Here is a 23,571-nt window from a genome sequence, read left to right as displayed (position 1 = left end):
TTGTGTAATTGTCTTATAAATCATATGCATAGATCATATATGAATGCCTGGTTTGGCTATTTGAATTGGACCAGGCCTGTTCGGTTTGTAAAACAGGATGAACTGAAACCAAAAACAGACCTTAAATTGATTTAAAACAAATGTTTACGCAGTCATATCGTCTACTATTTTTTTACCTTGTTTAAAAAATCTCAGGGGGTTGAATTGTGTGCTTGCCGTTCCTAGTAAACAAGGTAATCAAGTCGTAACCCATTGTTATGCATTGATTTTATTGTCTGATATAACTGATTAGGAGGGATTTAACATGAGCATGTTACTGAGAAGTTTTGATCCGTTTAAAGATTTGAGTCAAGAGTTTAAGGCGATGGAGCGCCGTTTCCACAACCTGATGCCGAGCTTGGAAAGCGAAGCCAACCTGGCCGGTTTCACACCTTCTGTGAATACGCGCGAAGGGGATTACGCCTACCATGTTGAGGTGGATCTTCCCGGCGTTAAAAAGGGGGATATCAAGGTTGAAGTCAAGGATAACCGTTTAACGATTTCCGGTGAGCGTAAAACTAAAGAGGAAGTGAAAGAAGACGAGTATTACCGGGTGGAAAGCAGCTACGGTAAATTCGAGCGTAGCTTTACCCTGCCGGATAATGTGGATGCGGAAAACGTCAGTGCCAGTTGCGCTGACGGGGTATTGGAAGTGGTGCTGCCTAAAAGAGAACGTAACGGCGGAACCAAGCAGGTAGAAGTGAAATAATTAAATTTAAACTTCTGTATTGATCTTGTCGTTTGGTTGGAGGGCTGAAATTTCAGCCCTTTTTTTATCTCTGATGTGGGCTTTTATAGAGCACAGTTCAGTTACCGAACAGCCAACTGGATGGGTGAGGGATTTCCTGCTGTTTATTGAGGTACCTGATGCCAATGACGCAACGGATAATCAGCCAGATAACGGTCAACAGCAGCATAAACCAGCCAATAATGATCACCGTGAGAACGGTGCCGATAAAACCGAAAAGTAACCCAATCCAAAACGTACGAATTTGAAAGCGGTAATGGGAGGGTAGAAAAGCCTCAGCGTCACTGCGGTTTACATAGGCCATAATAATGCCAACGAGTGCTGCAAAAGGCACGGCCAGATTAAGTAAATACAGGACGTAAATAACCATGGGGATGTTGGTAGAAACCGACGGCGAGTTTGGCGATGTAGGTTCAGAGTTTGTCATAACAATCCTTTTTAAACCGGCATAAACCGCCGTGATTTTGATCAGACGTTCAGTATACTCAAGTCTTAAGGTGAGAGATAGACGGAGATGACGGAGGCTTGCGGAGAAACCCGAACAGGCCTGTTCAGATTAGTCTTGGGAGAATTCACCCTGTTTAATGTGCCAGACGGATGTGGTTTCCGGATTGAGAATCGGTATGAGTGATTCAGCCGTGCTGGTGACAATATGCTGGATATTCAGAATCTGCAGCAGCTCCAGCAGTTTTAGACGATGCGTTTCGTCGAGTTCAGCAGGGAGGTCATCAATCAGCATAATCACCGGTTCCTGTACCACTTTTTCATGCAGGCTCGCTTGAGCTAACAATAACGCACAGACAAACAGTTTTTGCTGGCCGCGAGACAAGGTTTGCATCGCTTCTTGCTGACCAAAGCGAAACCGGATATCGGCGCGATGCGAACCGTATTGGGTATGACCGAGCTGACTGTCTTTATCAAAGTTCTGTGCCATCAGCGCATACAGGTCGGGCGTATTTTTAGGCCAGCCGGAACGGTAGTGGCAACTTACCGATTCTTTAAGTTCGGGCATTAACGCATCACAGAAGGTTTCCAGGTAAGGGGTGAGCGCCTGCAGATAATCTCGGCGGATTTCATCGATTTTCAGTGACGTCTCCACCAGTTGCGTATCCCACAGTTGGATTTGCGCTTTAGGGAGACGTTTTTTCAGAGCGACATTACGCTGTTTGAGAATCTTGCGTTGCTGGCGCCATAAATGAATGAACTCCGGGGTTTGGTAAAAGCAGCCCCAGTCCATAAACTGGCGACGAGCTTTTGGGCCTTCTTCCAGCAGACGGTGGCTTTCTGGTGTGAGCAATTGCACCGGCAGTAAACGGGCGATATCACTCTGGTTTCGGGTGGTTTCACCGTCAACCCGCATGAGGGTTTGCTGAGCGCTTTTCTGCAAGCCTAAACGGTGGATTTTGTGGTCATCATGGCTGGAAGCGACTTCACAGAATAGGGTGGTGCGGTCTTGTTCTCTTTGAATAAGCTGCTGGCTCTGATTGGCACGGAAAGAGCGCCCGGTGGCCAAGAGCCAGATGCCTTCGATCAGTGAGGTTTTACCGGCGGCATTGTCGCCGACAAACAAATTAAGCCCGGGCGCGAGGCGGCAGTGCGCCTGTTTGCAGTTGCGAAAATGCTGCAGATGCAGCTGGTTGATCCGCGTCATGCAATTACTCTTTGCCCCAAGTATGGTGTTGCTGGTCGTTTTTGAGGCTGACCGGTTCCTGGTGAATAATCACGTCAAGATTGTCGAAGCGGGCTTCCAGCGCCTGGGTGACCTGTTCGGCAATCCGGTGGCTCTCTTTCAGAGTCAGGTAATCGTCCAATTCCAGATCCAGCTGCACAAAACGGTTAGGGCCGGAACGATAGGTGCGCAGGTCATTAAAGCCGTGTACATTCGGAGTTTGTAAAATGATCTGCTGAATCAGCTGGCGCTCTGCCTCCGGAAGCTCGCGGTCCAAAAGCTGGTTGGCGGCCTCTTTTCCAATTTGCAGTGAACTTTTGAAAATCCACAAGGCAATTGCCAGTGCCAGAATTGGATCCAGCCACTGAATATAACTGAACCATAGGCTGATGATCACCAGGATATTGGTGGCCACGTCGGTCAGATAGTGCAGTGAATCCGACTTGATGGCGCTGGAATCGGTTTTAGCGATGACATAACGTTGAAACGCAATCAGCCCCAAAGTCAGTAACAAAGAGATCGCCATATACCAGACCGCTACTTGGGCATGCTGAATCTCCTGCGGAAAAAACAGGCGTTCCAGTGAATAGATAACCAGATAGAAAGCGGAACCGGCAATAAATACGCTTTGTGCCATGGAAGCCAACGGTTCGGCATTACCGTGGCCAAAACGGTGCTCTTTGTCCGGTGGGATTTGCGCAATATGCACGGCCACGGCGATCATTAAAGACGCGGCAATATCCAAACCGGAATCCAACAGGGAAGCGAGAATACTCACCGAGTCGGTGCGCAGCCATGCGGTGACCTTAATGATCAACAGCACCGTGGCAACGGTGACTGAGGCATAGGAAGCGATTTTGACCAGTCTAAGCGTATTCATAAAGGGGAAGCGGGGGATTATAGGTTGAACAGGCCTGATCAGTTTTAAACCCAACAGGCCTGTTCAGTTTGGGTGAGGGACTACAGGCGCATCGGCATAATGACGTGCTGACACTGGCAAGCGTCAGAGTTCGATTCGATCAGCGCACTGCTGTTGGAATCCTGCAGCTGCACGGTAACGCAATCTTCCTGCATGGAGTTCAGTACATCCAGAATATAGCTGACATTGAAACCGATCTCCATTTCCGGACCGCTGTAGTCAATCGCCATATCTTCATGCGATTCGTCCTGTTCGCTGTTGGAAGCACTGACCGCCAACAGGTTATTGTTCAGGCTGAGGCGAATCCCTTTGAACTTGTCATTTGACAGAATAGAAGCACGTTGCAGCAGGCTACGCAGCAGTTCGCGATCGGTCTGTACAACTTGGGTGTTGTTTTGCGGGATGACGCGGCGGTAATCCGGGAAACGCCCGTCTACCAGCTTACAAGTGAACACGGTCTCTTCAAATTGGACTGTCAGGTAGTTCTTTGCCAAAGAAAACTGAATCAATGAGTCGTCGTCACCAATCAGTTTAGACAGTTCCAATACCCCTTTGCGCGGCAGAATCGCCTGAGTTGGCGTCAAGCCTTCCATCGCCAACTGGGTGGAACAGGTGGAAAGTCGGTGACCGTCCGTGGCCACAACACGCAGTACCTGATTGCTGATGTCAAACAGCATGCCGTTCAGGTAAAAACGGACATCCTGGCTGGCCATCGCAAAGCTGGAGTGTTGAATCAACTGTTTCAACTGATGTTGCGACAGCGAGAAAGAGAGTTCTGCCTGACTCAAGTCGATGGTTGGGAAATCATCGGCTGGCAGGGTAGAGAGCTTAAAGCGCGAACGCCCTGCAGATAGCGTGCAGCGTGACTCTTCGAAATCCATAATGATCGTCAGTCCGTCCGGCAAAGAACGCACAATGTTAATCAGCTTAATCGCTGGAAGCGTGATCGCAAACTGTTCGGTGTCACTGGTTTCCAGTTCGGTTTGCGCACGGGTCTCAATTTCCAGATCGGAAGCGGTGACCGTCAGGGTATTCTGGTAAACGTAAAATAGTACATTGCCTAGAATGGGCATGGTTTGGCGTTTTTCCACCACGCCGCCGACGGTTTGCAATACTTTAAGCAGGTTTTCACGAGAAAGACTGATTTTCATCTTGAGCTCTCTTAAATGTTAATTGGTGATGATTCGAATTAGGCTGTTAAAGTCTTCATCCATGCGATGGTCGGTTTCACGCAACTCTTTCACTTTGCGGACCGCATGGAGCACGGTCGTATGGTCTCGGCCGCCAAAGGCATCGCCGATTTCCGGCAAACTGTGATTGGTCAGCTCTTTGGCGATGGCCATCGCCAGCTGACGGGGACGTGCAACGTTGCGCGAACGGCGTTTGGACAGAATGTCCGCCACACGAATTTTGTAATAGTCGGCCACGGTTTTTTGAATGTTTTCCAGGGTCACCATTTTCTGCTGCAACGCCAGCAGATCTTTCAGGGCTTCTTTGACCAGCTCAACGCTCAATGGCTGTTGAGTAAACTGGGCAAAGGCGCCAACCCGTTTTAAGGCCCCTTCCAGATCACGTACATTACCACGTAGGCGTTTGGCAATAAAGAAGGCGACTTCATCCGGCAGAATAAAACCAAATTCAGAGGCTTTTTTCAGCAAAATGGCGACACGCATTTCAAATTCCGGCGGTTCAACGGCAATGGTCAAGCCCCAGCCAAAACGCGATTTGAGGCGGTCTTCGAGGCCTTCCACTTCTTTCGGGAAGCGGTCACTGGTGAGAATGACCTGTTTATTGCCTTCCAGCAGGGTATTGAAGGTGTGGAAAAACTCTTCCTGAGACTGCTCTTTATTGGCGAAAAATTGAATATCATCGATTAAAAGTGCATCTAAAGAACGGTAAAAGCGCTTAAATTCGTCAATCTTGTTGTGACGCAAGGCGTTAACCATGTCGGCTACAAAGCGCTCGGAATGCAGATACACCACGCGTGCTTTCGGATTGTCCTTCATCATCTGGTTACCGATGGCGTGCATCAAGTGGGTTTTACCCAGACCAACGCCACCATAGATAAAGAACGGGTTATAAGCCCCTCCAGGATTTTCCGAGACCTGACGGGCCGCCGCCGCCGCCAGCTGGTTGGCTTTACCTTCTACAAAGGTATCAAAGGTGAAGTTGGCATTCAGACCGTGCTTGATTGTCGCTTTGGCCGCGCTGGCTGTTGTGGCTGGTTTTTCGGCTTTTTTCTCATCTTTAGCACGGTGAACGTCATCGTTTTTAGCCGTTTGCAAAGGTTGAGGAATGGTCGGTTCGCTTTCATCCAGGGTTTCAATGACATAGTCACCGATTTCCAGTTTGACGTCCGGCGTGTTGACCGGAGCGGCTAAGGCCACGGCCTGACGAATGTTGTTCATCAGCTTTTTATTGACCCAATCCAAAATAAATGAAGACGGCGCCAACAGGCGAATTTCCGACTCCTCTTCAATGGCTTGCAGCGGACGGATCCAGGTATGGAACTGTTGATCATTGAGATCGTTTTCCAAGTGTTTAAGACTTTGTGCCCACAGATTAGACAAGAGAGTATCCTTTATAATTTTTTGACAACAAAACGCCCCCGGCGACGGATTAAATCGCTTCGATTTCGTGCTTGGGGGAGGATTGCGCAAACCGTGCTCAATCCGGTTTGAAAAGTTATCGCCTAGTATACCTGTGAATAACTTGAATTAACAGCCTGTTTCTGTGGATAACTTTGGGGATAATGGTTGTGGATAACTAAAATTTTTTATAGGCTAACACTATGTTTTTATATCAGTTTTTACGCCCTTAAAAAATTTAGGTAAAAAAGAGCATCTTCGCGGCCAGCAACAGTAAAAATACACCAAATCCGCGTTTCAAGGTCTTTACCGGCAGCTGATGAGATAAACGTGCCCCGAAAGGTGCGGTGAGCACACTGGCCGCGACAATACCGAAAAAGGCCGGCCAATAAATATAGCCTGTCGCGTAATCCGGAAGGTTGACCGCATGCAACCCGCCAATTAAAAAACCAAACGTGCCAGCCAGGGCAACCGGTAGGCTGACGGCCGTGGAAGTAGCAATGGCTTGATGCATGGAGACATTGTTCCAAACCAGATAGGGGGTCGTCAGGGTGCCGCCGCCAATCCCAACCAGTGAGGAGAGGCTGCCGATAATGCTTCCAGCCAGGGTGTTGCCGGGTAATCCCGGAAGTTCGCGATGCGGGCTGGGTTTTTTATCCAACAGCATATTGATTGCAATCAGCACCTCTAAAACCCCAAATAGGACTCCCAGGGCGGTTGAGCTGAAAAACTGTGATCCCCATCCTCCTAAAAAAGCGCCCATGAAGACGCCGAAAGCGAGCAGACGAACGGCATCCCAACGTACCGCGCCGTGACCGTGGTGCGCTCTAACAGAGGATAGAGAGGTAATTAAAATAGTCGCTAAAGACGTACCGATGGCCAGGTGTACCACATGTTCGGTATTGAGAAACATAACGAATACCGACGTCAGCACAGGAACGATGATTAATCCACCGCCAATGCCTAAAAGGCCGGCGGCAAAACCGACAACCGCACCGGTTAACAGGTAGATGGGTAATTCAAAAAGTAGAGATTCTGGCATGGTCAGCTTTAGCGGGAATGGCGGTAAGCCATTCATTATAGCTATCCGTTAAATTTTATATAGGGGCTCGTGACGATAAAGAGTAAGAAACTTTTTGTACCTGGTTTGAATGCATTGGCATTAATAAAGCGTTACATGCCGGAAAGAGAGAGTAACCGTTTTGATTAGGACCGACATGCACGCTGTTGAGGTTCATATGTTAATTGAAGGCGGGGTTGAGTCAATCATTATCCGTAATTTTTTGTATTAGAGTTTTTTTGTTGTCCATAAATCATAAATATTAATGCCCTTTTATTTTCGGGCTTAAAGCAGGTTTCAGGATTCGGGGTTTTTAGGTGTTCGGATTGGAGGTGTTTGGTTCCTTCCTCCGGTTAGGAAAATTTGGCGGATTTCTTATAAAATATTTGTTTTCTTATTGATAACTCTATATAATTCCCGTTTTTTCCGCTTTCGGAATTAGAAATTTAAGGACAACAGACATGAAACGTACATTTCAACCAAGTGTTATCAAGCGTGCGCGTACTCACGGTTTCCGTGCTCGTATGGCCACTAAAAACGGTCGTAAGGTTTTAGCTGCTCGTCGTGCAAAAGGACGTAAGCGCTTAACTGTGTAATTCTGGGTGTGCTTGGATGGTACACGCAGAAGGTAAGTCGGGTGAGATGAAATCCATGCAGGCTGATCAAACGGCCGCTCACCCGGACTTAACCCCTTCCTTAAAACCGACTGATCTATCAGACCCCGGTTTCTCCAAAACCTATCGGTTGCTCTCTCCAAAAGATTTTCAACAGGCCTTTTCTGATGCTGAAAAGTTCGCCAATCGCCATTGGACATTGATTGTCAGTCAGAATGATAAAGGCTATCCAAGACTCGGTTTAGCGATCAGTAAAAAACAGCTGCCGCGCGCTGTTTGGCGAAATCGCATAAAAAGAATCGCCAGAGAGGCATTTCGATTACATAAAACAGACCTAAATGGGTATGATATTGTGGTTTTGGGTCGCAAAGGCGTGCAAGAAACAGATAATCAAACTTTGTATAACAGTTTTTTACATCTGATCGGTAAAATTCGCAAGCAAGGTTTAAAAGATCAACAGCATCAAAAACAAAAAGATTCGAATCCCTGAATCGTTCAGGACTCGCTAAGGGAAGATAAAGGTTAAATCATGAATATGAGATCGTTCTGGTGGATGGCTTTGGCGTTTACGCTGGTTTGGATTTGGTTGGAGTGGATGAAGTTTTCCGCTCCGGTTACAGAACCGGCGACAACTCCTGCACAGGTGAGTGCACAGTCTAATGCATCGATGTCTGCACCAACCGATGTGCCAGGGGCGCATTCTGCGGCACCTCAGAGCGGTGCTGTCCCGGTCGCGCAAACTGCGATGCAGCGGGCACAGCGGATTCACGTCACCACCGATACTCTGGATCTGATCATCGATACGGTCGGTGGAGATATTCGTGATGCCAAACTGCTTGAGTATGGCGCATCTCATGATCCAAGCCAGCCTTTCCATTTGATGAGCGATGAGGGCGCCCTGCTGTATGTGGCACAAAACGGAATTGCCACTCAAGCGACAGCTAAATTGCCGGCACCGAACCATAAAGCGATTTATCAAGCGGCGCAAACTCGTTATGAGATGAGCGGCGACACCTTGGTGGTGCCGCTGACGTGGGAACAGGACGGCGTTAAGGTCACCAAAACGTATACTTTTAAAAAAGGTCAGTACCTGATTGATGTCGCTTATCAGGTTGAAAACCAAACTGATCAGGCCTGGTCAGGAAGTTTGTACTCGCAATTGGTCCGCAACCGCCATAACCCGGAAGAAAGCTGGATGATGTACACCTATACCGGTCCGGTGTTGTATGACGGTCATGCGGAAGAGAAATACGTTAAGCACTCATTTGACGACCTGATGAGCGAACCGGTTCAAGGCAAAGTGGTTACCGGTGGTTGGGGTGCGATGATTCAGCAGTACTTCCTAACAGCGATTATTCCCGATCAACAGGCGCAAAATAACTACTACGCCAAGCCACTGGATCAAGGACGTTATGCCGTCGGTGTCGTTGAACCTTTGGTGACGGTGGCGCCGGGTGCGCAGGGTGAATTGCGCTCACAAATTTATATCGGGCCAGAAAAACAGGACGAATTGGCCGAGATTGCTCCAGGTCTGGAATTGACTATCGACTACGGTATGTTGACCTTCCTGGCGGAGCCGCTGTTCTGGTTGCTGAAGCAAATTCATAACCTGGTAGGCAACTGGGGTGTGGCCATCATTCTGTTAACGCTGCTGATCAAACTGGTGTTCTATAAGCTGTCGGAAACCTCTTACCGCTCTATGGCGCGTTTGAAGAAGTTCCAGCCTAAACTGCAGCAGCTGAAAGAAAACTACGGCGACGATAAAGTGGTTTTCCAGCAGAAGATGATGAAGCTTTACAAAGAAGAGAAGATCAATCCGTTGGGCGGTTGTCTGCCGATCTTCATTCAGATGCCGGTCTTTATTGCGCTTTACTGGGTACTGTTGTATTCGGTAGAAATGCGTCAAGCGCCGTTTATGTTGTGGATTGAAGACCTGTCTGCGCAAGACCCGTATTTTATTCTGCCGATCATTATGGGAATTACCATGTACATTCAGCAAAAGCTGAACCCGTCGGCAATGATGGACGAAATGCAGCAGAAAGTGATGAAGGCATTGCCGTTTATCTTCACCCTCTTCTTCCTGTGGTTCCCCGCCGGTTTGGTCTTGTACTGGGTGGTCAATAACATTCTGTCGGTGGCGCAGCAGTGGTACATCACCAAGAAAATCGAAGCCGGTGAAGACAAATAAATGCATTTTGACGCCAATTGGCGTCAACTTAACGATAAAAGCGTAAAAAGAGATTAAAGGTAGAGAAAATGCAATTATCTTATCAAAAGCTCGGAAACGATCACCCGATGTACGGTAAGGTGGAATTTCTAGTAGCCGACGGCATGACGCCAATCTGCTATAAAACCAAAGACGGCTATATGCCGTTGGAAGAAGGTGCTTCTGCGGCTCAGGTACAAACTCAGCAGGCCTCTTCTGCCGAGGTGGAAACCAAGCCGCTGTATGTGCTGTCGTTCAAAATCAACGGTGAAGCCGAAGAGATGACCTTTACTTCCAAGAAAAAACTCGACAAAACCGTCGAGGAGTTTTCCCAAAAAGGATTCATCACCGATCTGAAAACCACGGTTTATCAAACGGTGGCGTAATGAGCAATGGCTGTTGAAGCCATAAGCTGATTGAGAAACGCCCGTGAGGGCGTTTTTTGTTTGGGATAAAGCGACCCCTTGTAACTTAAACTGCCGAGTAAGCCCTATGGAATTTGAAAATCACGATACGATTGCTGCCATTGCGACTGCGCCCGGACGCGGGGGCGTGGGAATTGTGCGTGTGTCCGGTCCCTTGGCGGGTCCGATTGCGCAACAGATGCTCGGTAAAATGCCTCAACCTCGCTATGCTCACTACGGTCCTTTTTATGGCGAGGATAATCGTGTATTGGATCACGGCATCGCGCTTTATTTTCCCGGTCCAAACTCATTTACTGGTGAAGACGTATTCGAGCTCCAGGGGCACGGTGGCCCGGTGGTGTTGCAATGGTTGCTGAACCGAGTGGTAACACTCGGCGCACGTCTGGCTGAGCCGGGAGAGTTTTCCAAACAGGCCTTTATGAATGACAAGCTCGATTTGGCCCAGGCCGAAGCGATTGCCGACCTGATTGACGCTTCATCTGATCAAGCGGCGCGATCGGCTTTGCGTTCCCTGCAGGGCGATTTTTCCGCACAGATCAACGAACTGGTCGAAGAGTTGATCCAACTGCGACTTTATGTGGAAGCGGCGATCGACTTTCCCGAAGAAGAGATTGATTTTCTTTCCGATGGCAAGGTGGCCGGTCAGCTTCAGCACATTCTGGATCGTCTGCATGGTGTATCGGCTTCGGCACAGCAAGGGGTGTTGTTGCGCGAAGGGATGTCGGTGGTGATTTTGGGGCGGCCGAATGCCGGAAAATCGAGCTTGCTCAATGCGCTATCCGGCCGGGAAAGTGCGATTGTGACCGACATTGCCGGTACCACGCGCGATATCGTTAGGGAAGAGATTAATATTGACGGCATGCCGTTGCATATTCTCGATACCGCAGGGGTGCGTGAAGCGACGGATCAGGTGGAGCGTATCGGTATCGAACGCGCCTGGCAGGCTTTGGACAGTGCCGATCGCGTGTTGGTGATGCTGCAGGCGGGGGAGGCGATTCACCCCGAAGATCAAGCCATTCTCGATAAGCTGCCCGCGCATATTCCGGTCACCCTGATTCGCAATAAGATCGATCTGATTGATCATCCACCAGGAGTGGAACAAGAGGGCGAGCGTACGGTGATTTGGCTGTCCGCTAAACAGAAACAGGGCTTGGAGCTGCTGCGCGACCACCTGAAAACCGTGATGGGGTATGAACAGACTTCGGAAGGGGTATTTATGGCACGTAAACGCCATTTGGACGCCTTGCAGACGGCTTTGCAATGGACCGAAAACGGCCTGCATCAATTGCAGGAGTTTGCCGCCGGCGAATTGCTGGCGGAAGATCTGCGTCTGGCACAAGAGGCGCTGGCGGAAATCACCGGTCGTTTCACGTCGGACGATCTATTGGGAAGAATTTTCACCTCCTTCTGTATCGGAAAATAAGAAAGAACCAGGCCTGTTGGGGATTTTAGGAAATCGCATGCAAGTTTCGTCGGACAAAGTCTTAGAGCAAAAAGTACAGACCGAAAGGAAAGCGATCAAGTGGGTCATGATTGGTGACGTACTGTTTGCCGTATTGGGGATTGGCTTTTTTTATCTGACCCATTCCCAGGCGATTTTGATGGACGGCGTTTATCCGGTCATTGACCTGTTGGCTGCGTTGGTGACCCTGCGTGTAGTTACCCTGATCACCCAGCAGGCGAGTGAGAGTCAGCCGTTCGGTTATGCGATTTTTGAACCGGTATTGAATTTCATTAAGGGGATTCTGATTCTACTGGTGATTCTGGTGGCGCTGTATGCGGCGATCGCCGCCATGCTGCATGGTGGACGAGAGATCAACGCCGACATTGCTGTATTCTATTCCATCCTCGCTTCGCTATTGGGGTTTGCGATGTCCTATGGTTTGCACCGCATGAACCGTAAGGCGCAGTCGCCACTGATTGAAGTGGATATTAAAGGCTGGCTCATTGGTTCCATTCTCAGTGTGGCGGTGGGCCTGTCATTCGGCGTCGCTATCTGGATGGAGCACGCCGGTTTTGAACGCTGGGTGCCCTACGTGGATCCAACGGTGATTCTAATCCTGATTTTGCTCATGTTGCCCATGCCGTTTCAGATTCTGAAACACAACGCGTTTCAGATTATTGGCCGCAGCGGCAATAATGAGCAGACCCAACGCCTACAGAAAGAGGTGGAAGCGGTATTTGCCACGGTGAATTACCAGGATATCAAGGTGCGTTACCTGCAAGCAGGGCGCATGATGTATGTTCAGGTTTATGTGCAGATGGATGCGGCTTCGGATTTTGGTCTTGGGAGGCAGGACCGTTACCGAGATGCGTTGTTCCAACACTTGAAGCAGCATTATGACTACCTTTCCTTGGATGTGATCTATACCACTCACCCGATCTGGGTGGCGCGCAGTGTCGGGGCAGACGTCGCTGGGCATTCGGATTCGATTTAAGGTTTCTGTCGATGTCTTATCCGATTCCTTGTGAACAGGCGGCGGCCGAAATTGAAATTAAAAAAAGCCGGTTTATCGCCTATGCACGCCATATTGCTTCACGTGAAGCAGGCATGGCGTGGCTGGAAGAGATTAAAGCGCAATATCCGGATGCACGTCACCACTGCTGGGCCTATCTGATCGGTAATCCGCACTGCGCCAGCAATGCCGGCATGGGCGACGACGGTGAACCTTCCGGCACCGCTGGCAAGCCGATTCTCAATGTGCTGCAGCATAAAGGCGTAGGGGATGTGATGATCATCGTGGTGCGCTATTTCGGCGGTATTAAGCTAGGCGCGGGCGGTTTGACGAGGGCTTACGGTCAGGCGGCTCAGGCGGTGATGGAAATTCTGCCGCTCCAGCAGCGGGTGCCCATGCAGGATGTCGCTCTGGAATGCGACTTTGCTCAGGAGCAGCAGGTTCGTCACTGGCTCCAGCAGGTAGAGGGGCAATTAATAGATGTCGGTTACCAGCAGCAAGTCAGCATGCGGGTCAGTGTTCCGCAATCGAATGTCGCCGAGTTTTGTGAAATCCTCAGCGCCCATCGCTGTCATTACCAAACCTAAGACCAGACCTGTTCAGTTCGCAACCCACGATAAAGCGCTGAAAAGGTCACAAACTTGTCAAAATTAAGCGCTCTCTAAGTTGTTAAGATTCAACCATCCGTTAACTGCATTTGCTTCGAGGGTGAGTTGATGAGCTCCTCTATTCCTAAGCCATATTTTATTCATACAGACAAGCCCGTTTTCAGTACCGTGCCTGAACAGCTGCGACTCTATATCATTGAGCAACTTGATCAGGCGTTGGCTGTGTCGCATTCCGAGCAGAGAGAGTCGATCGAATCCATTCATGACCTGCGCGTGCTGTGCAAACGGCTGCGTGCTTATTGGCGGTTGCTTCGAGAATGTGTGCCATCTGATACCTACCATGCGGCCGAAACCCGTTTGTGCCTCACCGCTAAAAAATTGGCAGGGGCAAGAGATCAGGCGGTGTTAATGGCTTCGCTGCAACAGCTAAGTTTAAAGGTGGCGCCGTCTGTTAGGTTGTTGGTTGCGGAATGGATTCAGGGGTTAAAGGAGGAAGCCAAAAAAGAACAGGAGGCATGGCCGATTGATTGGGCTTTGGTCATTGCTGAACTGGAACAGGAAAAGTCAACGTGGCGCGCATTGGATTGCGGCTCAGGTGATGAACAGAGCGGATATTCATCTCCCAACACCTCCAAAAAAGTGGCTAAGGGATTAAAGCGTACTTCCAAACGGAGCTTTAAATTAGCGCAAAAATCGTTGGATAAGAAAAAAGCGATTCGCCAGCGGCATCAATGGAGAAAGTGGGTGAAATACCAGTTTTATCAATGGAAGTGGTTATGGCAGCACCATGTGATTGACACCAAGGAGCACAAAAAAGCGGTTAAGCAGCTGGATGCTCTGGGCGAGTTGTTGGGCCAAGAACATGATTTTGAGTTACAACAAAGTTTTCTGGCGCTTAAAGAGACGGCATTTCCTCAATACCAGGATGAAATTGAGGAGCTCAAATTGGCCAATCGACAGCGGTTAAAAACGCTCAAAAAACAGATTAAACAGCAGTACCAAAAACTGCTCAAACACCTTGACTGAATCTCAAACCTGAAAACCTTGTGTCAGCAGTCATTACGGCATTATCAGTACATTTTATCTTGCTGGATCGAAAATAGAATTTTTTCATTATCTTCTCAGGTTTATAGGGCTTACGATGCCTATAAGTCGGAAGCACAGTCTCTAAGTGGCCCGAGCGGATCTATTCATTGTCAAGGAGGTCGAAATGTTAGGATCTAAGTTATTAAAAAACGGTATTTTGAGTTTAATGTTGGTTTTACCGGCTGCGGTGCTGGCCGATGAGGCTCCCCCTATTTATGGGCAGCAACTCATGACTCAGCAAGAGATTCAAGCACATCGTGACAAAATGCGTTCGGCAAAAACGCTGGAAGAGCGTGAACGCATTCGTTATGAACATCACCAGCAGATGAAAATTCGTGCCCAGCAAAAGGGGATTGCACTTCCGGATGAACCACCTGCAGAGCGTGGCCGTCTGAATCAACAATATAATCAGGGCAGTCGCCCTGGAAGTGGCATGGGCAACGGTATGGGGAATGGCATGGGCTCAGGTAAACAGCGTTAACAATCGCTCTTTCCCCTAACCGGATTCCATCCGGGGTGGGGAAAAAGATTAATGGCGGTTATTGAGACTTAATGGCCATGCGGAATCATCGCTCTGAAGACCACTAGAAGCAGGTAAAACCAGACAATTCCACCGCTGATGATCCAGATCTGTACGCGTTTCCAACCATTCAAATTCAATAGACTGAGTCGTTTATAGAGTACGAACAGGGCCCAAATTACAGCAATGTAATTGAACAATCCAAACAAGTGTATCCAGCCATCCCGAAAGGTAGCCAAAGGTGAAACGGTTATGGATGATCCGATCAGCCAATACCACGCATTCATTAAATCGGATGCATAGTGTAAGAAGAAAAAGCTTCCAATATGGCTCAAAGCGCCAATTAACATTAACGGAGCCATAAATTGGCCTACAGACTGAAAGAAATCACTAAAGGACATATTAAGCAATTTCGCACTGATGGTAAAACTGCCCCAAACGATGGCAAAGGTAGAGAGAACAGCCATAGACAAGGCCATCACCCCCACCCAATCTAAGAGGGGGACTGAAACCAGTGATTCTAGCCATTGTCCAGCCTGAACCCAAGGCAGTTGCTCTTTAATCGATGAGTGTCCGAGAGAGTGATGAAAACGCATCGTGATTGATATGACGGCCAGTAGCCAAACGTAGACCCAGACATTCATTGGCTCTTTGGCGCTGCTGGGTTTCCAGAGTTGAGTCGACGGCGAGGTCAGTTTCAACTCAACCGCATTGCACGCTTGTGAGCAATCCATACACAAGGTACAGTCGCCCATCGAATTTTTCTTCTCGAAAAAATAAGGTCTCAAATTCCATTCACATGCTTTGGTGCAGTCAAAACTGCGGCAGCTCTGGCAGTGGTTCTGATCGGTTTTAAGTTGGACAAATCCGACCTTACTGAAGGCACTGGTAACGGTTCCAATCGGGCAAATGGAACTGCAATAAGCCATGTTGCGATAGAGATAAAATAGACTCCAGGCGACTAAGGTTAATACCAAAAAGAACAAGGCACTGACCCAAGGGGTTTTTAGGACATCCGGAAAAATGTAAATAGGTATCCAGTACGCCAGCAGCAGTAACCCGAATCCAATCCAGCGGTTTTTTAACCAGGCCGGCAAGGGTTTTTTCGGTCCGATTCGATTCAGATATTTACCGACAAAGCTGTGCGGACAAACGCCACAGAATACCGTTCCCAGTGTGGCCATGCTGAGAATCAGGAAAAATGGCCAGAAAAGAGACCAGAACAGGGCGCCGGTATACGGGTTGATCTCTTCTGTCGGATAAACCAATCCAAAATAGATGGCGGTAATCAGCATGGTTAGAACCAGAAGGCGTGCGGCCATCATGAGCTTACTGTTACTGAAAAACCATCCTATCACTGGCCAGCCAAGTAAATCCGAAGCCGAGCGTGTTTTCTCAACTTGTTTCATTCGTTTGACTCCTAGTATTTGTATTGGTAACTCAGTTTAAGGGTTCTTGGCGCGCCCGGTGTGTAGTAGTAGCTGTCTGGCCCCCAGCTACTGGCGGTTTTGGATACTTCACTGGCATAACGTTGGTCGCCAATATTGTGAACGCTCAAGGCGAGCTGATGGCCATTGCGTGCGTATCCCATGGTAAGATTTGTCACCCCGGCATAGCCGCTGTATTTTTCGCTATTGGCATCATCCATGTAATATTCACCCACGCCGATCGTCTCAAGTCGAGCACGGTAAGCTCCTTTATGCCAATCAGCAAACAGGCTGTATTGGTATTCAGGTGAAAAACGCAGCAGGTTTCCCGAATAGTCACTGTCTCCACTGAGGTAATCCACATAGCGGTATTCGGTCTTAGATCCGCTGAAGCCGACTCCCCACTGCGAATTTAGTTGGTAAGCGGCAGTCAGTTCAATGCCTTTCTTGTCGGTTTCCCCGGCATTTTCATAGTAATCGGCATAGCCGTTTTCCACCTTGACGATTTCATCGTGCAGTTTGGTGAAGTAGACAGCCAAATCGGCTGACCAAGCTTTACTTCGGTGTTTAAGCCCGATTTCGAAGTTGGTGGCTGTTGACGCATTTAGGTCCACTTCTGGCGCGTTGTCACGGGTGGCCTGCATTTCGCTCTCGGTTGGCGCCTGGTTAGAAGAAGCGATCAACCCATAGACGTTTAGGCTATCGTTTAATGCGTAAGTCAAGCCGATCTTCGGAGAAAACAGGTGATAGGTTTCATCATAGCTGTAATCGCCTGACCCTGGAATGTAGCTGCCGCTGCCCCAGTTGTAGGCGAGGATTTGCGTGCCATCAATAGACATGTCTACTTGGTCATAGCGCAAGCCCATATCGATCAGTAGGTTTTCAGAAGGAGAAAAGCTGTCCTGAATATAGGCACCTAAGATCGTGCTTTGGCTGTCTTCTGTCTGTGCCAAGTCCCCTTTATCATCAGACAAGACGACTCCTGTGTCCGGATCCATATCTTCATAGGTATATTTTTTACCGTTTTCACGAATGTCGGTACGGGCCGTCAAGCCAAAAAGAAATTCAGCACTGTTGCCAAACAGAGTGTGTTTGCGGTTCCAGGCGAGATCGGTGCCAATGACCTTATTGTCTTGAGCGTCATTAATCATCCCGGTTACCGGGTGAAAGTGGCCCCATTGAGTAAAATAGACCTGAGGTTTGAAGGTATAGGCGCCTAAAGTCGTTTCATAACGGCTATTCATAAACAACATCGTGGAATAGCGACCGCTTTTCTGCCAATCCCCATTGGTATTGGTGGTTTCCCCCGAGTTTTTATAGGCCTCAAATTCATCGGCACTCAAAGACTGCGGGAGTTGCAAGTTGGCTTCGGTGTAGGCAATTTCGGTTTCCAGAACGGAATCATCTTCAAAGAAGTGTCCATGTTTTAAGCTGAATTGAGTGGTATCGAATTCATTCCAGTCTCGCCAATCGTTATTCGACTGACGGCGGGAAAGATTGATGGCAAAACTATCGTTCTCGCCGGCATTCAGGGATTTTTTGGCGTTGAAGCTGAGGCTGTTAAAGGAACCGATACCCAGTTTAATGCGGTCTTGCTGGTCATCAAATACGGATTTCGACTTGATAAATACCACACCACCGGTTGCATTGCTGGCGTAGATCGAACCGGGGCCTTTGTAGATTTCAACGCCTTCCATGTCATCAATATCAATCATATCGAACCGGGTAAAGCTGTCCGGATCGGTCATCGGAACACCGTCACGGATGACCATGATTTCCCGCACCCCATATGGAGCTTTTAAACCGGCGCCCCGGATAATGAGTCTAGAGTCGTAACCGTTGTTTTTAGAAATGGCCTGAACTCCGGGAATGGCGTCAATCACGTCGTTAATATTGATTGGGTTTTCTCGCTCAATATCGGCTTCGTCCACCACGGACACGCTTTGCGGAACCGATTTACTTTCCCGCTCTAGCTTTGTGGCGGTGATACTGATGCTGTCAAGCGTTGAAGTGTTGCTTTCTTCAGCAAACGATGAACCGGATTGGATGAAGAGTGCGACCAGAATGGCAGCCGACCGTTTTTGGCGTTGCATGGTATTCCCCTGATAAAAAATGGGGAAATTATAGGGGGCCCTGTGAGAGGGTTTATTGAGAAGGCTTTAAGAAACTATTGAGAAAGCGTTAATTGCCCAGATTGGTTTTATATGGCATAGATAAAAGTAATGGGCTGACTGGTTTTTTGTTAAATCGCCATTAAGGTAATGGTGACCACCACGCCAATGAAATAGATCAGCAGGGTCAGTTGCAGCATACGTTTATTGGCATTGCGGGTATTCAGTGCTTGGCTGAATGTCGGGCGTTTTTGTAACACCTTGAAGCCGCCCCACAAGAGCCCCAGAGCTAGAGCGGTTACAATCATTCCGTAAATCAGAGTTGTTAGCATCGTGTTTCCTACCTTTTCGGCTATTATACTTTACACAGGTCCGTTGAGCGTGACGCTTGCAAGACATTAACTTTGAGCAAACACCTTATTGACCGTGTTTTATTTGCCACTAGCAAGCAGCATTTTCTCCATATGGTAACTGATGCGATACAGGTGTTTGCTGACCCGTTGCATCCAGCGAATGGCCTCTAATGCATCCCGCCACTGTTCTGCATCCAACTTACCTTCCCCCATCTGTTGAACCAATTTATGCCGATAACCCTCTGAATCCTGTTGGAGAAAGTGATGAAGTGTCCGCGCCAATTTGACGGCTTCATGCCATTTATTTTCGCGGATAGCTTGTTGCAGGGCTTCGAGATCGCTGGTTAGGCGCAGCGTGAATTTACTCAAAATCGGAAAGCGCTTTGACGCTTCGGCACGGTCGCCTTCTTCCTCACAGCGTTCATGCAGGCGTTGCAGGTGATCCAGGGTGTGAATCATGGAAATCAAACGCTTCCATTGTTGGGTGGAGGAGTGGATGAGGTGGATATGATCGATATAGTTCCGGGTTTCATCCAATTCCTGTTGAAGCTGCGGCAATTGACGCCCGAAGGTTGGGGCGGTGGGTTGCTGCATGAGCTGACGCAGTTCTTTGAGCAATGCATTATGTAAATCCATTAAGGTGCTCTGAATCGCATTCAGTGCCAGTTCCGGTTCGGCCAGCAGGCCGGTTTCTAAACGTCGGGTATGAGCACTGCGTGTTTCCGGGATCAGTCTTTTAATCAAGCGCGCGAATTGTTCGGTAAACGGCAGAATCAGGATGACGCCAAGCAAGTTAAACAGGCTGTGGAAGCCAACCAGGGCGATTTCCGCATTGTCCGTCAGGGCCGAAGGAGACAGCGCGTTGACCGCCTGAGTATAGGGGGTGATCAGCAGCAGTGCGAATACGGCGGTGATCAGATTGTAAACGACGTGCGACAGGCCGGTTCGTCTTGCCCCGACGTTGCCGCCAATCACCGCCATGAGCGATTTGATCGTAGTGCCGACATCCATGCCAATCACCAGTGCGGCGGCTTGCTCAAATTCGATTAAGCCGTTAAACAGCGCGGTCAGCGTCAAGGCGACCCCGGCGCTGGACGACTGGGTGATGGTAGTAAACACCAGACCGATCAACATTAATTTGAGCAGGCCTGTTAGATTGTTGGCGGGCAATTGGCTGAAGTTGACCACATCGACCAATCCTGCCATTGCAGTTTGCAACGTATCGATGCCGACAAACAGCAAGCCGAATCCGGCAAGGGCCATACCGGTTTGACTCCATGGGTAGCGGGCAAACAGTTTAAGCAAAATGCCGCCAAGTACCAGCAAGGAAGCGATGGAACCGATCGAAAATTTAAATCCAAGCAGGGCCACCATCCAGCCGGTAATGGTGGTGCCGATATTGGCGCCGAAAATAATCCCCAGGGCATTGCTAAAACTCATCAAACCCGCCCCGACAAAGCCGACTGCAGCAAGCGTGGTGGCGCTGGAGGATTGCACCACGGCGGTGGCCAGGGCTCCGCTCAGCGCGCCGGTAGAGGGAGTTTTGGTAAATTCAAACAGCACGCTGCGCAAACGGTCGCCTGCTAGTTTTTTCAGACTATCGGTCATCAGCACCATGCCGAGCAGGAAAAGCCCTAAGCCTCCTGCGCCAAGCATTAGCGCGTTGAATTCGTTCATGTCGGCTTCCGTTCGATGAAATGGATAGAGTCAGTGTCGTTGTGTGATTTGATTATAGCGAATTTGCGTTTCAGGTGAATCAAGCTCGCGACGAATGATTTGCGAGCTCACCAAGATGCATCCTGTCACCGGTTTACGGTATGATGAATTTAAATAGCGTGGCGCTACGGTGTGTATTGGTCACATCGGAAGCCTAAAACTGAAGGAAAGCAGTCAATGAAAACGGCTAAGAATGTGCGCCCAGGTTGGATGGATTTCATCTTGACAGGCCTGGTCAAAAGCGGCGCTTTAATCGGTTTGATGTTGTGGTTAATGGCTGTGCCGGTGCGTGCTGAAATGCCCAGGGTGGAGAATTTTCAGGACGTCGGACAACAAGCCAAAGCGCAGAATTTACCAGTTGTGATCTATTTCAGTCGGCTGCGCTGCGGGCCCTGTCAGCGTTTTGAAGAGAACGCCCTATTGCCGCTTGTCGGTAACGATCTGACCGATGGGTTTATTCGCATTGTCGAACTCCAGGCCGACAGTAAAGAGACGGTGCTTGATTTTGAGGGTCAAAGCGTCCCGCCACAGGAAATGGCGGCACTGTATAATGTCACTACCTTTCCCAAGCTGGTTTTTGTCGACCATGAAGGCGAACCCATGGGAATTCGTATGGAAAATTCTGGTGCTTATGACTATTTTCCATATTATTTTAAACAACGTATTAATCAGGCGTTAGAACAGTTAGGCAACCCATTGCGGGTCACCAACGAATTTTAATCGCAGACGCTATCAGGAGAAAATTATGGGCTCTAATGTTTCTGTCTCTTCATCCTCCACCCTATCGACTTTGGGAAAACTGCCTTGGATGCTGTTTATTGTGCTGTTTCTGATTGCCGCAGAGTATTTTCAGCTCAATCTTGAAGGCTCGGCCGGTTATGTTTTCATCGGGGTGGCGTTTGCCATTCTGTTTATTGAGATGTTTAAGTCAGGTGATGTCAGTGCCGCGGCCTTTCTGTTGGATCAGTTCTGGGCGGTGCTGACGGTCATTTTAGCCACAGGCCTGCTCAGTTATTTGTGGTTTGTAGAAGGTCAACAGCCTAACTTTTACCATTGGATCGGTTACGCGATTATCATTGCCGATGCGTTGTTAAACCCGTTTAACGCTTTTAGAACGGCTTTGCGCAACTTTGATGTTGCGGGTTAATGGAGATGGGGGACAGCTTGAAAACCAAAACCACAGCGTCTACCGCTGAGAAAAGCCTGCTCGGACAGAGCACGCCGTACTGCGCCTCCTATGATCCGAGTATTCTGTTTCCGGTTCCACGCCAGGAAAAGCGCGATGAACTCGGTTTTGATCAGAGCAGTTTGCCGTTTCAGGGACTGGATATTTGGACCGCTTTTGAGGTTTCCTGGCTGAATGCCAAAGGCAAGCCAGTGGTGGCAATTGCCGAATTTGCCTTTCCTGCCGATTCGCCGAATTTGATCGAATCTAAATCGTTTAAGCTCTATCTGAATTCGTTTAACGGCACCCGTTTTGAATCGCAGCAACAGGTGGAAGAAACTTGGATGCGTGACCTTTCCAGGGCCTGCGGGGGCGAGGTTGCCGTAGAGTTGCGCTCATTGGATGAAGATGAAACCCTCATTGGCCGATTGCCGGGGATCAATCTGGATGATTTGGACATTGAGGTCAGTGATTATCAGGTCACTCCCGAATTATTGCGCAATGAAGAAGAAGCCGAGGTGGTGGAAGAAACCCTGAACAGCCATTTGCTGAAGTCCAACTGTTTAGTCACCGGTCAACCCGACTGGGGATCGGTGGTGATCCATTACCGGGGGCCAAAAATTGACCGTGAAGCGCTGTTGCGGTATCTGATTTCGTTCCGCGAACACAATGAATTTCACGAGCAGTGTGTTGAGCGCATCTTTACCGATTTGATGAAGCATTGCCAGACCGTTAACCTGACCGTGTATGCGCGCTATGTCCGTCGTGGTGGTTTGGACATCAACCCTTACCGCTCGAATTTCGAGGACGAATTTGATATTTCCCGCACCGTGCGCCAGTAACCGGAGCGTGATGGATGATTCGTCTACTTAATCTGGTGTTTGGTTGGTTTGGTTATGAATGGATCAGGGATGAGCAAACCAACAGGCCTGCTGAAAAGGAGAGTGACGCTTCGATAAGTAGCATGGACGAGGACGAAGGCTGGGATCATCTGTACCAGCATACCCCCAGTTACCGCTTGAGAAAGAAGCAAACCATTAGGCGTTAAGCCTAATCATAATAAGACGGAGGGTGAATCCGCATGGAACATGAAATCATCAATATTAAATATACCCTCAAGGCTCGCCAGCTTTTGGAGTGCTTTGACCGAAATTTGCAGCGTTTGCAAGACCAGGGCCCGGATCCTGATGAGAGTGAAGCGGGCACCATTGATCTGCTGTCGGAGTGCTTGGAAGAAGCGATTGAAAACGGCACCGATCCTGCCGATTTGCAGTCCAGAGCTCAGCAGCTTGCGCAATTTGCGTTTGATCGAGGTTATTCTCAGCATGAAGTGGAAGAGCTTTTGACCATGCGCCCCAACCCAAATGGTAAACGTCCGACTTAACCTCTCAGACAGGAGTTGATTGTGGCCGATCATTCAGCCGATACTTTATCCTATGGCATTGGGGATGCCACTTATCAGGCCGTAGGAGGATATGACGGTTTAGTCAGATTGGTAGACGCCTTTTATGAGGCCATGTCGATGCTTCCACAGGCCAAGCGAATTCGCGAGATGCATCCGGCGGATTTGACCCGTTCCAAAGATAAGTTGGTGCATTTTTTATCGGGCTGGATGAACGGACCGACAATTTATGCCGAAAAATATGGCTCAATCAATATACCGATGGCGCATGCACATCTTGAAATTGATGAAGCGGAGCGTGATGCTTGGCTGTTATGTATGGAATTTGCCTTACGACAATTGAATTACCCTCAGGCTCTCCAAAATTACCTTTTGCATCAACTCAGCCGTCCCGCAGAATGGATCCGTGAAATGAGTGCTTCTGGTAAGGAGCAGGGGGCGGCCGATTCGGTTTAAGAT

At 48.9% G+C, this 23,571-nt stretch carries 26 protein-coding genes; 16 read left to right on the top strand and 10 right to left on the bottom strand.

The features are described 5' to 3' along the window. Nucleotides 1-304 precede the first annotated feature (304 nt). Nucleotides 305-748 (top strand): Hsp20/alpha crystallin family protein, encoded by a 444-nt coding sequence (locus tag QCB44_RS08515; RefSeq protein WP_279409433.1) that lies wholly within the window; start codon nt 305-307, stop codon nt 746-748. A 97-nt stretch (nt 749-845) separates the two neighbouring features. On the opposite strand, the gene QCB44_RS08510 is transcribed toward QCB44_RS08515, so the two are convergent. The 6 genes from QCB44_RS08510 to QCB44_RS08485 form a co-directional block, all read right to left on the bottom strand. Beyond that, complete coding sequence (locus QCB44_RS08510) at nt 846-1,214, bottom strand: hypothetical protein (protein ID WP_279409432.1); 369 nt, start codon at nt 1,212-1,214, stop codon at nt 846-848. Between the two features lie 129 nt (nt 1,215-1,343). Beyond that, a complete protein-coding gene (recF, locus tag QCB44_RS08505; RefSeq protein WP_279409430.1) occupies nt 1,344-2,438 on the bottom strand; it encodes a DNA replication/repair protein RecF in 1,095 nt (364 codons plus the stop codon). A 4-nt stretch (nt 2,439-2,442) separates the two neighbouring features. Next, nucleotides 2,443-3,336 carry a cation diffusion facilitator family transporter gene (locus tag QCB44_RS08500; RefSeq protein ID WP_279409429.1) on the bottom strand — a complete coding sequence of 298 codons (894 nt, stop codon included), beginning with the start codon at nt 3,334-3,336 and terminating at the stop codon, nt 2,443-2,445. 80 nt (nt 3,337-3,416) lie between these two features. After that, nucleotides 3,417-4,526 carry a DNA polymerase III subunit beta gene (gene dnaN / locus QCB44_RS08495; RefSeq protein ID WP_279409427.1) on the bottom strand — a complete coding sequence of 370 codons (1,110 nt, stop codon included), beginning with the start codon at nt 4,524-4,526 and terminating at the stop codon, nt 3,417-3,419. Between the two features lie 18 nt (nt 4,527-4,544). Then, the gene (dnaA, locus tag QCB44_RS08490; protein ID WP_279409426.1) at nt 4,545-5,945 is read right to left on the bottom strand and encodes a chromosomal replication initiator protein DnaA; all 1,401 of its coding nucleotides are present in this window, start codon (nt 5,943-5,945) and stop codon (nt 4,545-4,547) included. 256 nt (nt 5,946-6,201) lie between these two features. After that, nucleotides 6,202-7,041, bottom strand: a complete 840-nt coding sequence (locus QCB44_RS08485) for a sulfite exporter TauE/SafE family protein (RefSeq protein WP_279409425.1) — start codon at nt 7,039-7,041, stop codon at nt 6,202-6,204. Between the two features lie 443 nt (nt 7,042-7,484). Between QCB44_RS08485 and rpmH the strand changes: the two genes are divergently transcribed. The 9 genes from rpmH (at nt 7,485) to QCB44_RS08440 (ending at nt 14,899) form a co-directional block, all read left to right on the top strand. Then, the gene (gene rpmH / locus QCB44_RS08480; protein WP_024852172.1) at nt 7,485-7,619 is read left to right on the top strand and encodes a 50S ribosomal protein L34; all 135 of its coding nucleotides are present in this window, start codon (nt 7,485-7,487) and stop codon (nt 7,617-7,619) included. Nucleotides 7,620-7,635: 16 nt separating this feature from the next. After that, on the top strand, nt 7,636-8,127 hold the full coding sequence (rnpA, locus tag QCB44_RS08475) for a ribonuclease P protein component (RefSeq protein WP_279409422.1): 492 nt from the start codon (nt 7,636-7,638) through the stop codon (nt 8,125-8,127). A 39-nt stretch (nt 8,128-8,166) separates the two neighbouring features. After that, nucleotides 8,167-9,825 (top strand): membrane protein insertase YidC, encoded by a 1,659-nt coding sequence (yidC, locus tag QCB44_RS08470; RefSeq protein ID WP_279409421.1) that lies wholly within the window; start codon nt 8,167-8,169, stop codon nt 9,823-9,825. 68 nt (nt 9,826-9,893) lie between these two features. After that, nucleotides 9,894-10,229 (top strand): hypothetical protein, encoded by a 336-nt coding sequence (locus QCB44_RS08465; protein ID WP_279409420.1) that lies wholly within the window; start codon nt 9,894-9,896, stop codon nt 10,227-10,229. Between the two features lie 106 nt (nt 10,230-10,335). Then, complete coding sequence (gene mnmE, locus QCB44_RS08460) at nt 10,336-11,691, top strand: tRNA uridine-5-carboxymethylaminomethyl(34) synthesis GTPase MnmE (RefSeq protein ID WP_279409418.1); 1,356 nt, start codon at nt 10,336-10,338, stop codon at nt 11,689-11,691. A 37-nt stretch (nt 11,692-11,728) separates the two neighbouring features. After that, on the top strand, nt 11,729-12,706 hold the full coding sequence (locus tag QCB44_RS08455; protein ID WP_279409416.1) for a cation diffusion facilitator family transporter: 978 nt from the start codon (nt 11,729-11,731) through the stop codon (nt 12,704-12,706). 11 nt (nt 12,707-12,717) lie between these two features. Beyond that, on the top strand, nt 12,718-13,311 hold the full coding sequence (locus tag QCB44_RS08450; RefSeq protein ID WP_279409415.1) for a YigZ family protein: 594 nt from the start codon (nt 12,718-12,720) through the stop codon (nt 13,309-13,311). Between the two features lie 129 nt (nt 13,312-13,440). Then, complete coding sequence (locus QCB44_RS08445; RefSeq protein WP_279409413.1) at nt 13,441-14,358, top strand: CHAD domain-containing protein; 918 nt, start codon at nt 13,441-13,443, stop codon at nt 14,356-14,358. A 184-nt stretch (nt 14,359-14,542) separates the two neighbouring features. Continuing rightward, nucleotides 14,543-14,899: a hypothetical protein gene (locus QCB44_RS08440; RefSeq protein WP_279409411.1), complete on the top strand. Its 357-nt coding sequence runs from the start codon at nt 14,543-14,545 to the stop codon at nt 14,897-14,899. Between the two features lie 68 nt (nt 14,900-14,967). On the opposite strand, the gene QCB44_RS08435 is transcribed toward QCB44_RS08440, so the two are convergent. From QCB44_RS08435 to QCB44_RS08420, 4 genes are all read right to left on the bottom strand, one after another. Continuing rightward, nucleotides 14,968-16,347 carry a 4Fe-4S binding protein gene (locus QCB44_RS08435; protein WP_279409409.1) on the bottom strand — a complete coding sequence of 460 codons (1,380 nt, stop codon included), beginning with the start codon at nt 16,345-16,347 and terminating at the stop codon, nt 14,968-14,970. Between the two features lie 11 nt (nt 16,348-16,358). Then, nucleotides 16,359-18,458 (bottom strand): TonB-dependent receptor, encoded by a 2,100-nt coding sequence (locus QCB44_RS08430; RefSeq protein WP_279409408.1) that lies wholly within the window; start codon nt 18,456-18,458, stop codon nt 16,359-16,361. Nucleotides 18,459-18,607: 149 nt separating this feature from the next. Next, nucleotides 18,608-18,808, bottom strand: coding sequence for a hypothetical protein (locus tag QCB44_RS08425; RefSeq protein ID WP_279409407.1), 201 nt, complete (start codon nt 18,806-18,808; stop codon nt 18,608-18,610). A gap of 99 nt (nt 18,809-18,907) precedes the next feature. After that, nucleotides 18,908-20,506, bottom strand: a complete 1,599-nt coding sequence (locus QCB44_RS08420) for a Na/Pi symporter (RefSeq protein WP_279409406.1) — start codon at nt 20,504-20,506, stop codon at nt 18,908-18,910. Between the two features lie 216 nt (nt 20,507-20,722). On the opposite strand from QCB44_RS08420, the gene QCB44_RS08415 reads away from it, so the two are divergent. From QCB44_RS08415 to QCB44_RS08390, 6 genes are read left to right on the top strand one after another with little or no spacing between them, the layout of a single operon-like run. Further along, on the top strand, nt 20,723-21,265 hold the full coding sequence (locus tag QCB44_RS08415; RefSeq protein ID WP_279409405.1) for a hypothetical protein: 543 nt from the start codon (nt 20,723-20,725) through the stop codon (nt 21,263-21,265). A 25-nt stretch (nt 21,266-21,290) separates the two neighbouring features. Beyond that, entirely contained in the window at nt 21,291-21,692 is a 402-nt protein-coding gene (locus tag QCB44_RS08410; RefSeq protein WP_279409404.1) for a hypothetical protein, read from the top strand. Between the two features lie 17 nt (nt 21,693-21,709). Next, the gene (gene queF, locus QCB44_RS08405) at nt 21,710-22,552 is read left to right on the top strand and encodes an NADPH-dependent 7-cyano-7-deazaguanine reductase QueF (RefSeq protein ID WP_279409402.1); all 843 of its coding nucleotides are present in this window, start codon (nt 21,710-21,712) and stop codon (nt 22,550-22,552) included. A 14-nt stretch (nt 22,553-22,566) separates the two neighbouring features. Next, nucleotides 22,567-22,758, top strand: coding sequence for a hypothetical protein (locus QCB44_RS08400; protein ID WP_279409401.1), 192 nt, complete (start codon nt 22,567-22,569; stop codon nt 22,756-22,758). 33 nt (nt 22,759-22,791) lie between these two features. Next, nucleotides 22,792-23,094 (top strand): hypothetical protein, encoded by a 303-nt coding sequence (locus QCB44_RS08395; protein WP_279409400.1) that lies wholly within the window; start codon nt 22,792-22,794, stop codon nt 23,092-23,094. A 21-nt stretch (nt 23,095-23,115) separates the two neighbouring features. Beyond that, the gene (locus QCB44_RS08390) at nt 23,116-23,568 is read left to right on the top strand and encodes a group II truncated hemoglobin (RefSeq protein WP_279409398.1); all 453 of its coding nucleotides are present in this window, start codon (nt 23,116-23,118) and stop codon (nt 23,566-23,568) included. Nucleotides 23,569-23,571 lie beyond the last annotated feature (3 nt).

The organism is Thiomicrorhabdus sp. zzn3, assembly GCF_029767755.1.
Classification (GTDB): domain Bacteria; phylum Pseudomonadota; class Gammaproteobacteria; order Thiomicrospirales; family Thiomicrospiraceae; genus Thiomicrorhabdus.
Note: the sequence above shows the minus strand (reverse complement) of the source record. Positions and strands in the feature narration are given on the sequence as shown.

Excerpts from the sequence above, each read along its gene's own strand:
- QCB44_RS08425 (WP_279409407.1), bottom strand. The coding sequence starts at position 18,808 with ATGCTAACAACTCTGATTTACGGAATGATTGTAACCGCTCTAGCTCTG.
- QCB44_RS08485 (WP_279409425.1), bottom strand. The coding sequence starts at position 7,041 with ATGAATGGCTTACCGCCATTCCCGCTAAAGCTGACCATGCCAGAATCT.
- QCB44_RS08450 (WP_279409415.1), top strand. The coding sequence starts at position 12,718 with ATGTCTTATCCGATTCCTTGTGAACAGGCGGCGGCCGAAATTGAAATT.
- QCB44_RS08440 (WP_279409411.1), top strand. The coding sequence starts at position 14,543 with ATGTTAGGATCTAAGTTATTAAAAAACGGTATTTTGAGTTTAATGTTG.
- mnmE (WP_279409418.1), top strand. The coding sequence starts at position 10,336 with ATGGAATTTGAAAATCACGATACGATTGCTGCCATTGCGACTGCGCCC.
- rpmH (WP_024852172.1), top strand. The coding sequence starts at position 7,485 with ATGAAACGTACATTTCAACCAAGTGTTATCAAGCGTGCGCGTACTCAC.
- QCB44_RS08415 (WP_279409405.1), top strand. The coding sequence starts at position 20,723 with ATGAAAACGGCTAAGAATGTGCGCCCAGGTTGGATGGATTTCATCTTG.
- dnaN (WP_279409427.1), bottom strand. The coding sequence starts at position 4,526 with ATGAAAATCAGTCTTTCTCGTGAAAACCTGCTTAAAGTATTGCAAACC.
- QCB44_RS08430 (WP_279409408.1), bottom strand. The coding sequence starts at position 18,458 with ATGCAACGCCAAAAACGGTCGGCTGCCATTCTGGTCGCACTCTTCATC.
- QCB44_RS08435 (WP_279409409.1), bottom strand. The coding sequence starts at position 16,347 with ATGAAACAAGTTGAGAAAACACGCTCGGCTTCGGATTTACTTGGCTGG.
- QCB44_RS08410 (WP_279409404.1), top strand. The coding sequence starts at position 21,291 with ATGGGCTCTAATGTTTCTGTCTCTTCATCCTCCACCCTATCGACTTTG.
- yidC (WP_279409421.1), top strand. The coding sequence starts at position 8,167 with ATGAATATGAGATCGTTCTGGTGGATGGCTTTGGCGTTTACGCTGGTT.
- QCB44_RS08395 (WP_279409400.1), top strand. The coding sequence starts at position 22,792 with ATGGAACATGAAATCATCAATATTAAATATACCCTCAAGGCTCGCCAG.
- rnpA (WP_279409422.1), top strand. The coding sequence starts at position 7,636 with ATGGTACACGCAGAAGGTAAGTCGGGTGAGATGAAATCCATGCAGGCT.
- QCB44_RS08510 (WP_279409432.1), bottom strand. The coding sequence starts at position 1,214 with ATGACAAACTCTGAACCTACATCGCCAAACTCGCCGTCGGTTTCTACC.
- QCB44_RS08515 (WP_279409433.1), top strand. The coding sequence starts at position 305 with ATGAGCATGTTACTGAGAAGTTTTGATCCGTTTAAAGATTTGAGTCAA.
- QCB44_RS08500 (WP_279409429.1), bottom strand. The coding sequence starts at position 3,336 with ATGAATACGCTTAGACTGGTCAAAATCGCTTCCTATGCCTCAGTCACC.
- QCB44_RS08400 (WP_279409401.1), top strand. The coding sequence starts at position 22,567 with ATGATTCGTCTACTTAATCTGGTGTTTGGTTGGTTTGGTTATGAATGG.
- QCB44_RS08465 (WP_279409420.1), top strand. The coding sequence starts at position 9,894 with ATGCAATTATCTTATCAAAAGCTCGGAAACGATCACCCGATGTACGGT.
- QCB44_RS08420 (WP_279409406.1), bottom strand. The coding sequence starts at position 20,506 with ATGAACGAATTCAACGCGCTAATGCTTGGCGCAGGAGGCTTAGGGCTT.
- QCB44_RS08455 (WP_279409416.1), top strand. The coding sequence starts at position 11,729 with ATGCAAGTTTCGTCGGACAAAGTCTTAGAGCAAAAAGTACAGACCGAA.
- recF (WP_279409430.1), bottom strand. The coding sequence starts at position 2,438 with ATGACGCGGATCAACCAGCTGCATCTGCAGCATTTTCGCAACTGCAAA.
- QCB44_RS08445 (WP_279409413.1), top strand. The coding sequence starts at position 13,441 with ATGAGCTCCTCTATTCCTAAGCCATATTTTATTCATACAGACAAGCCC.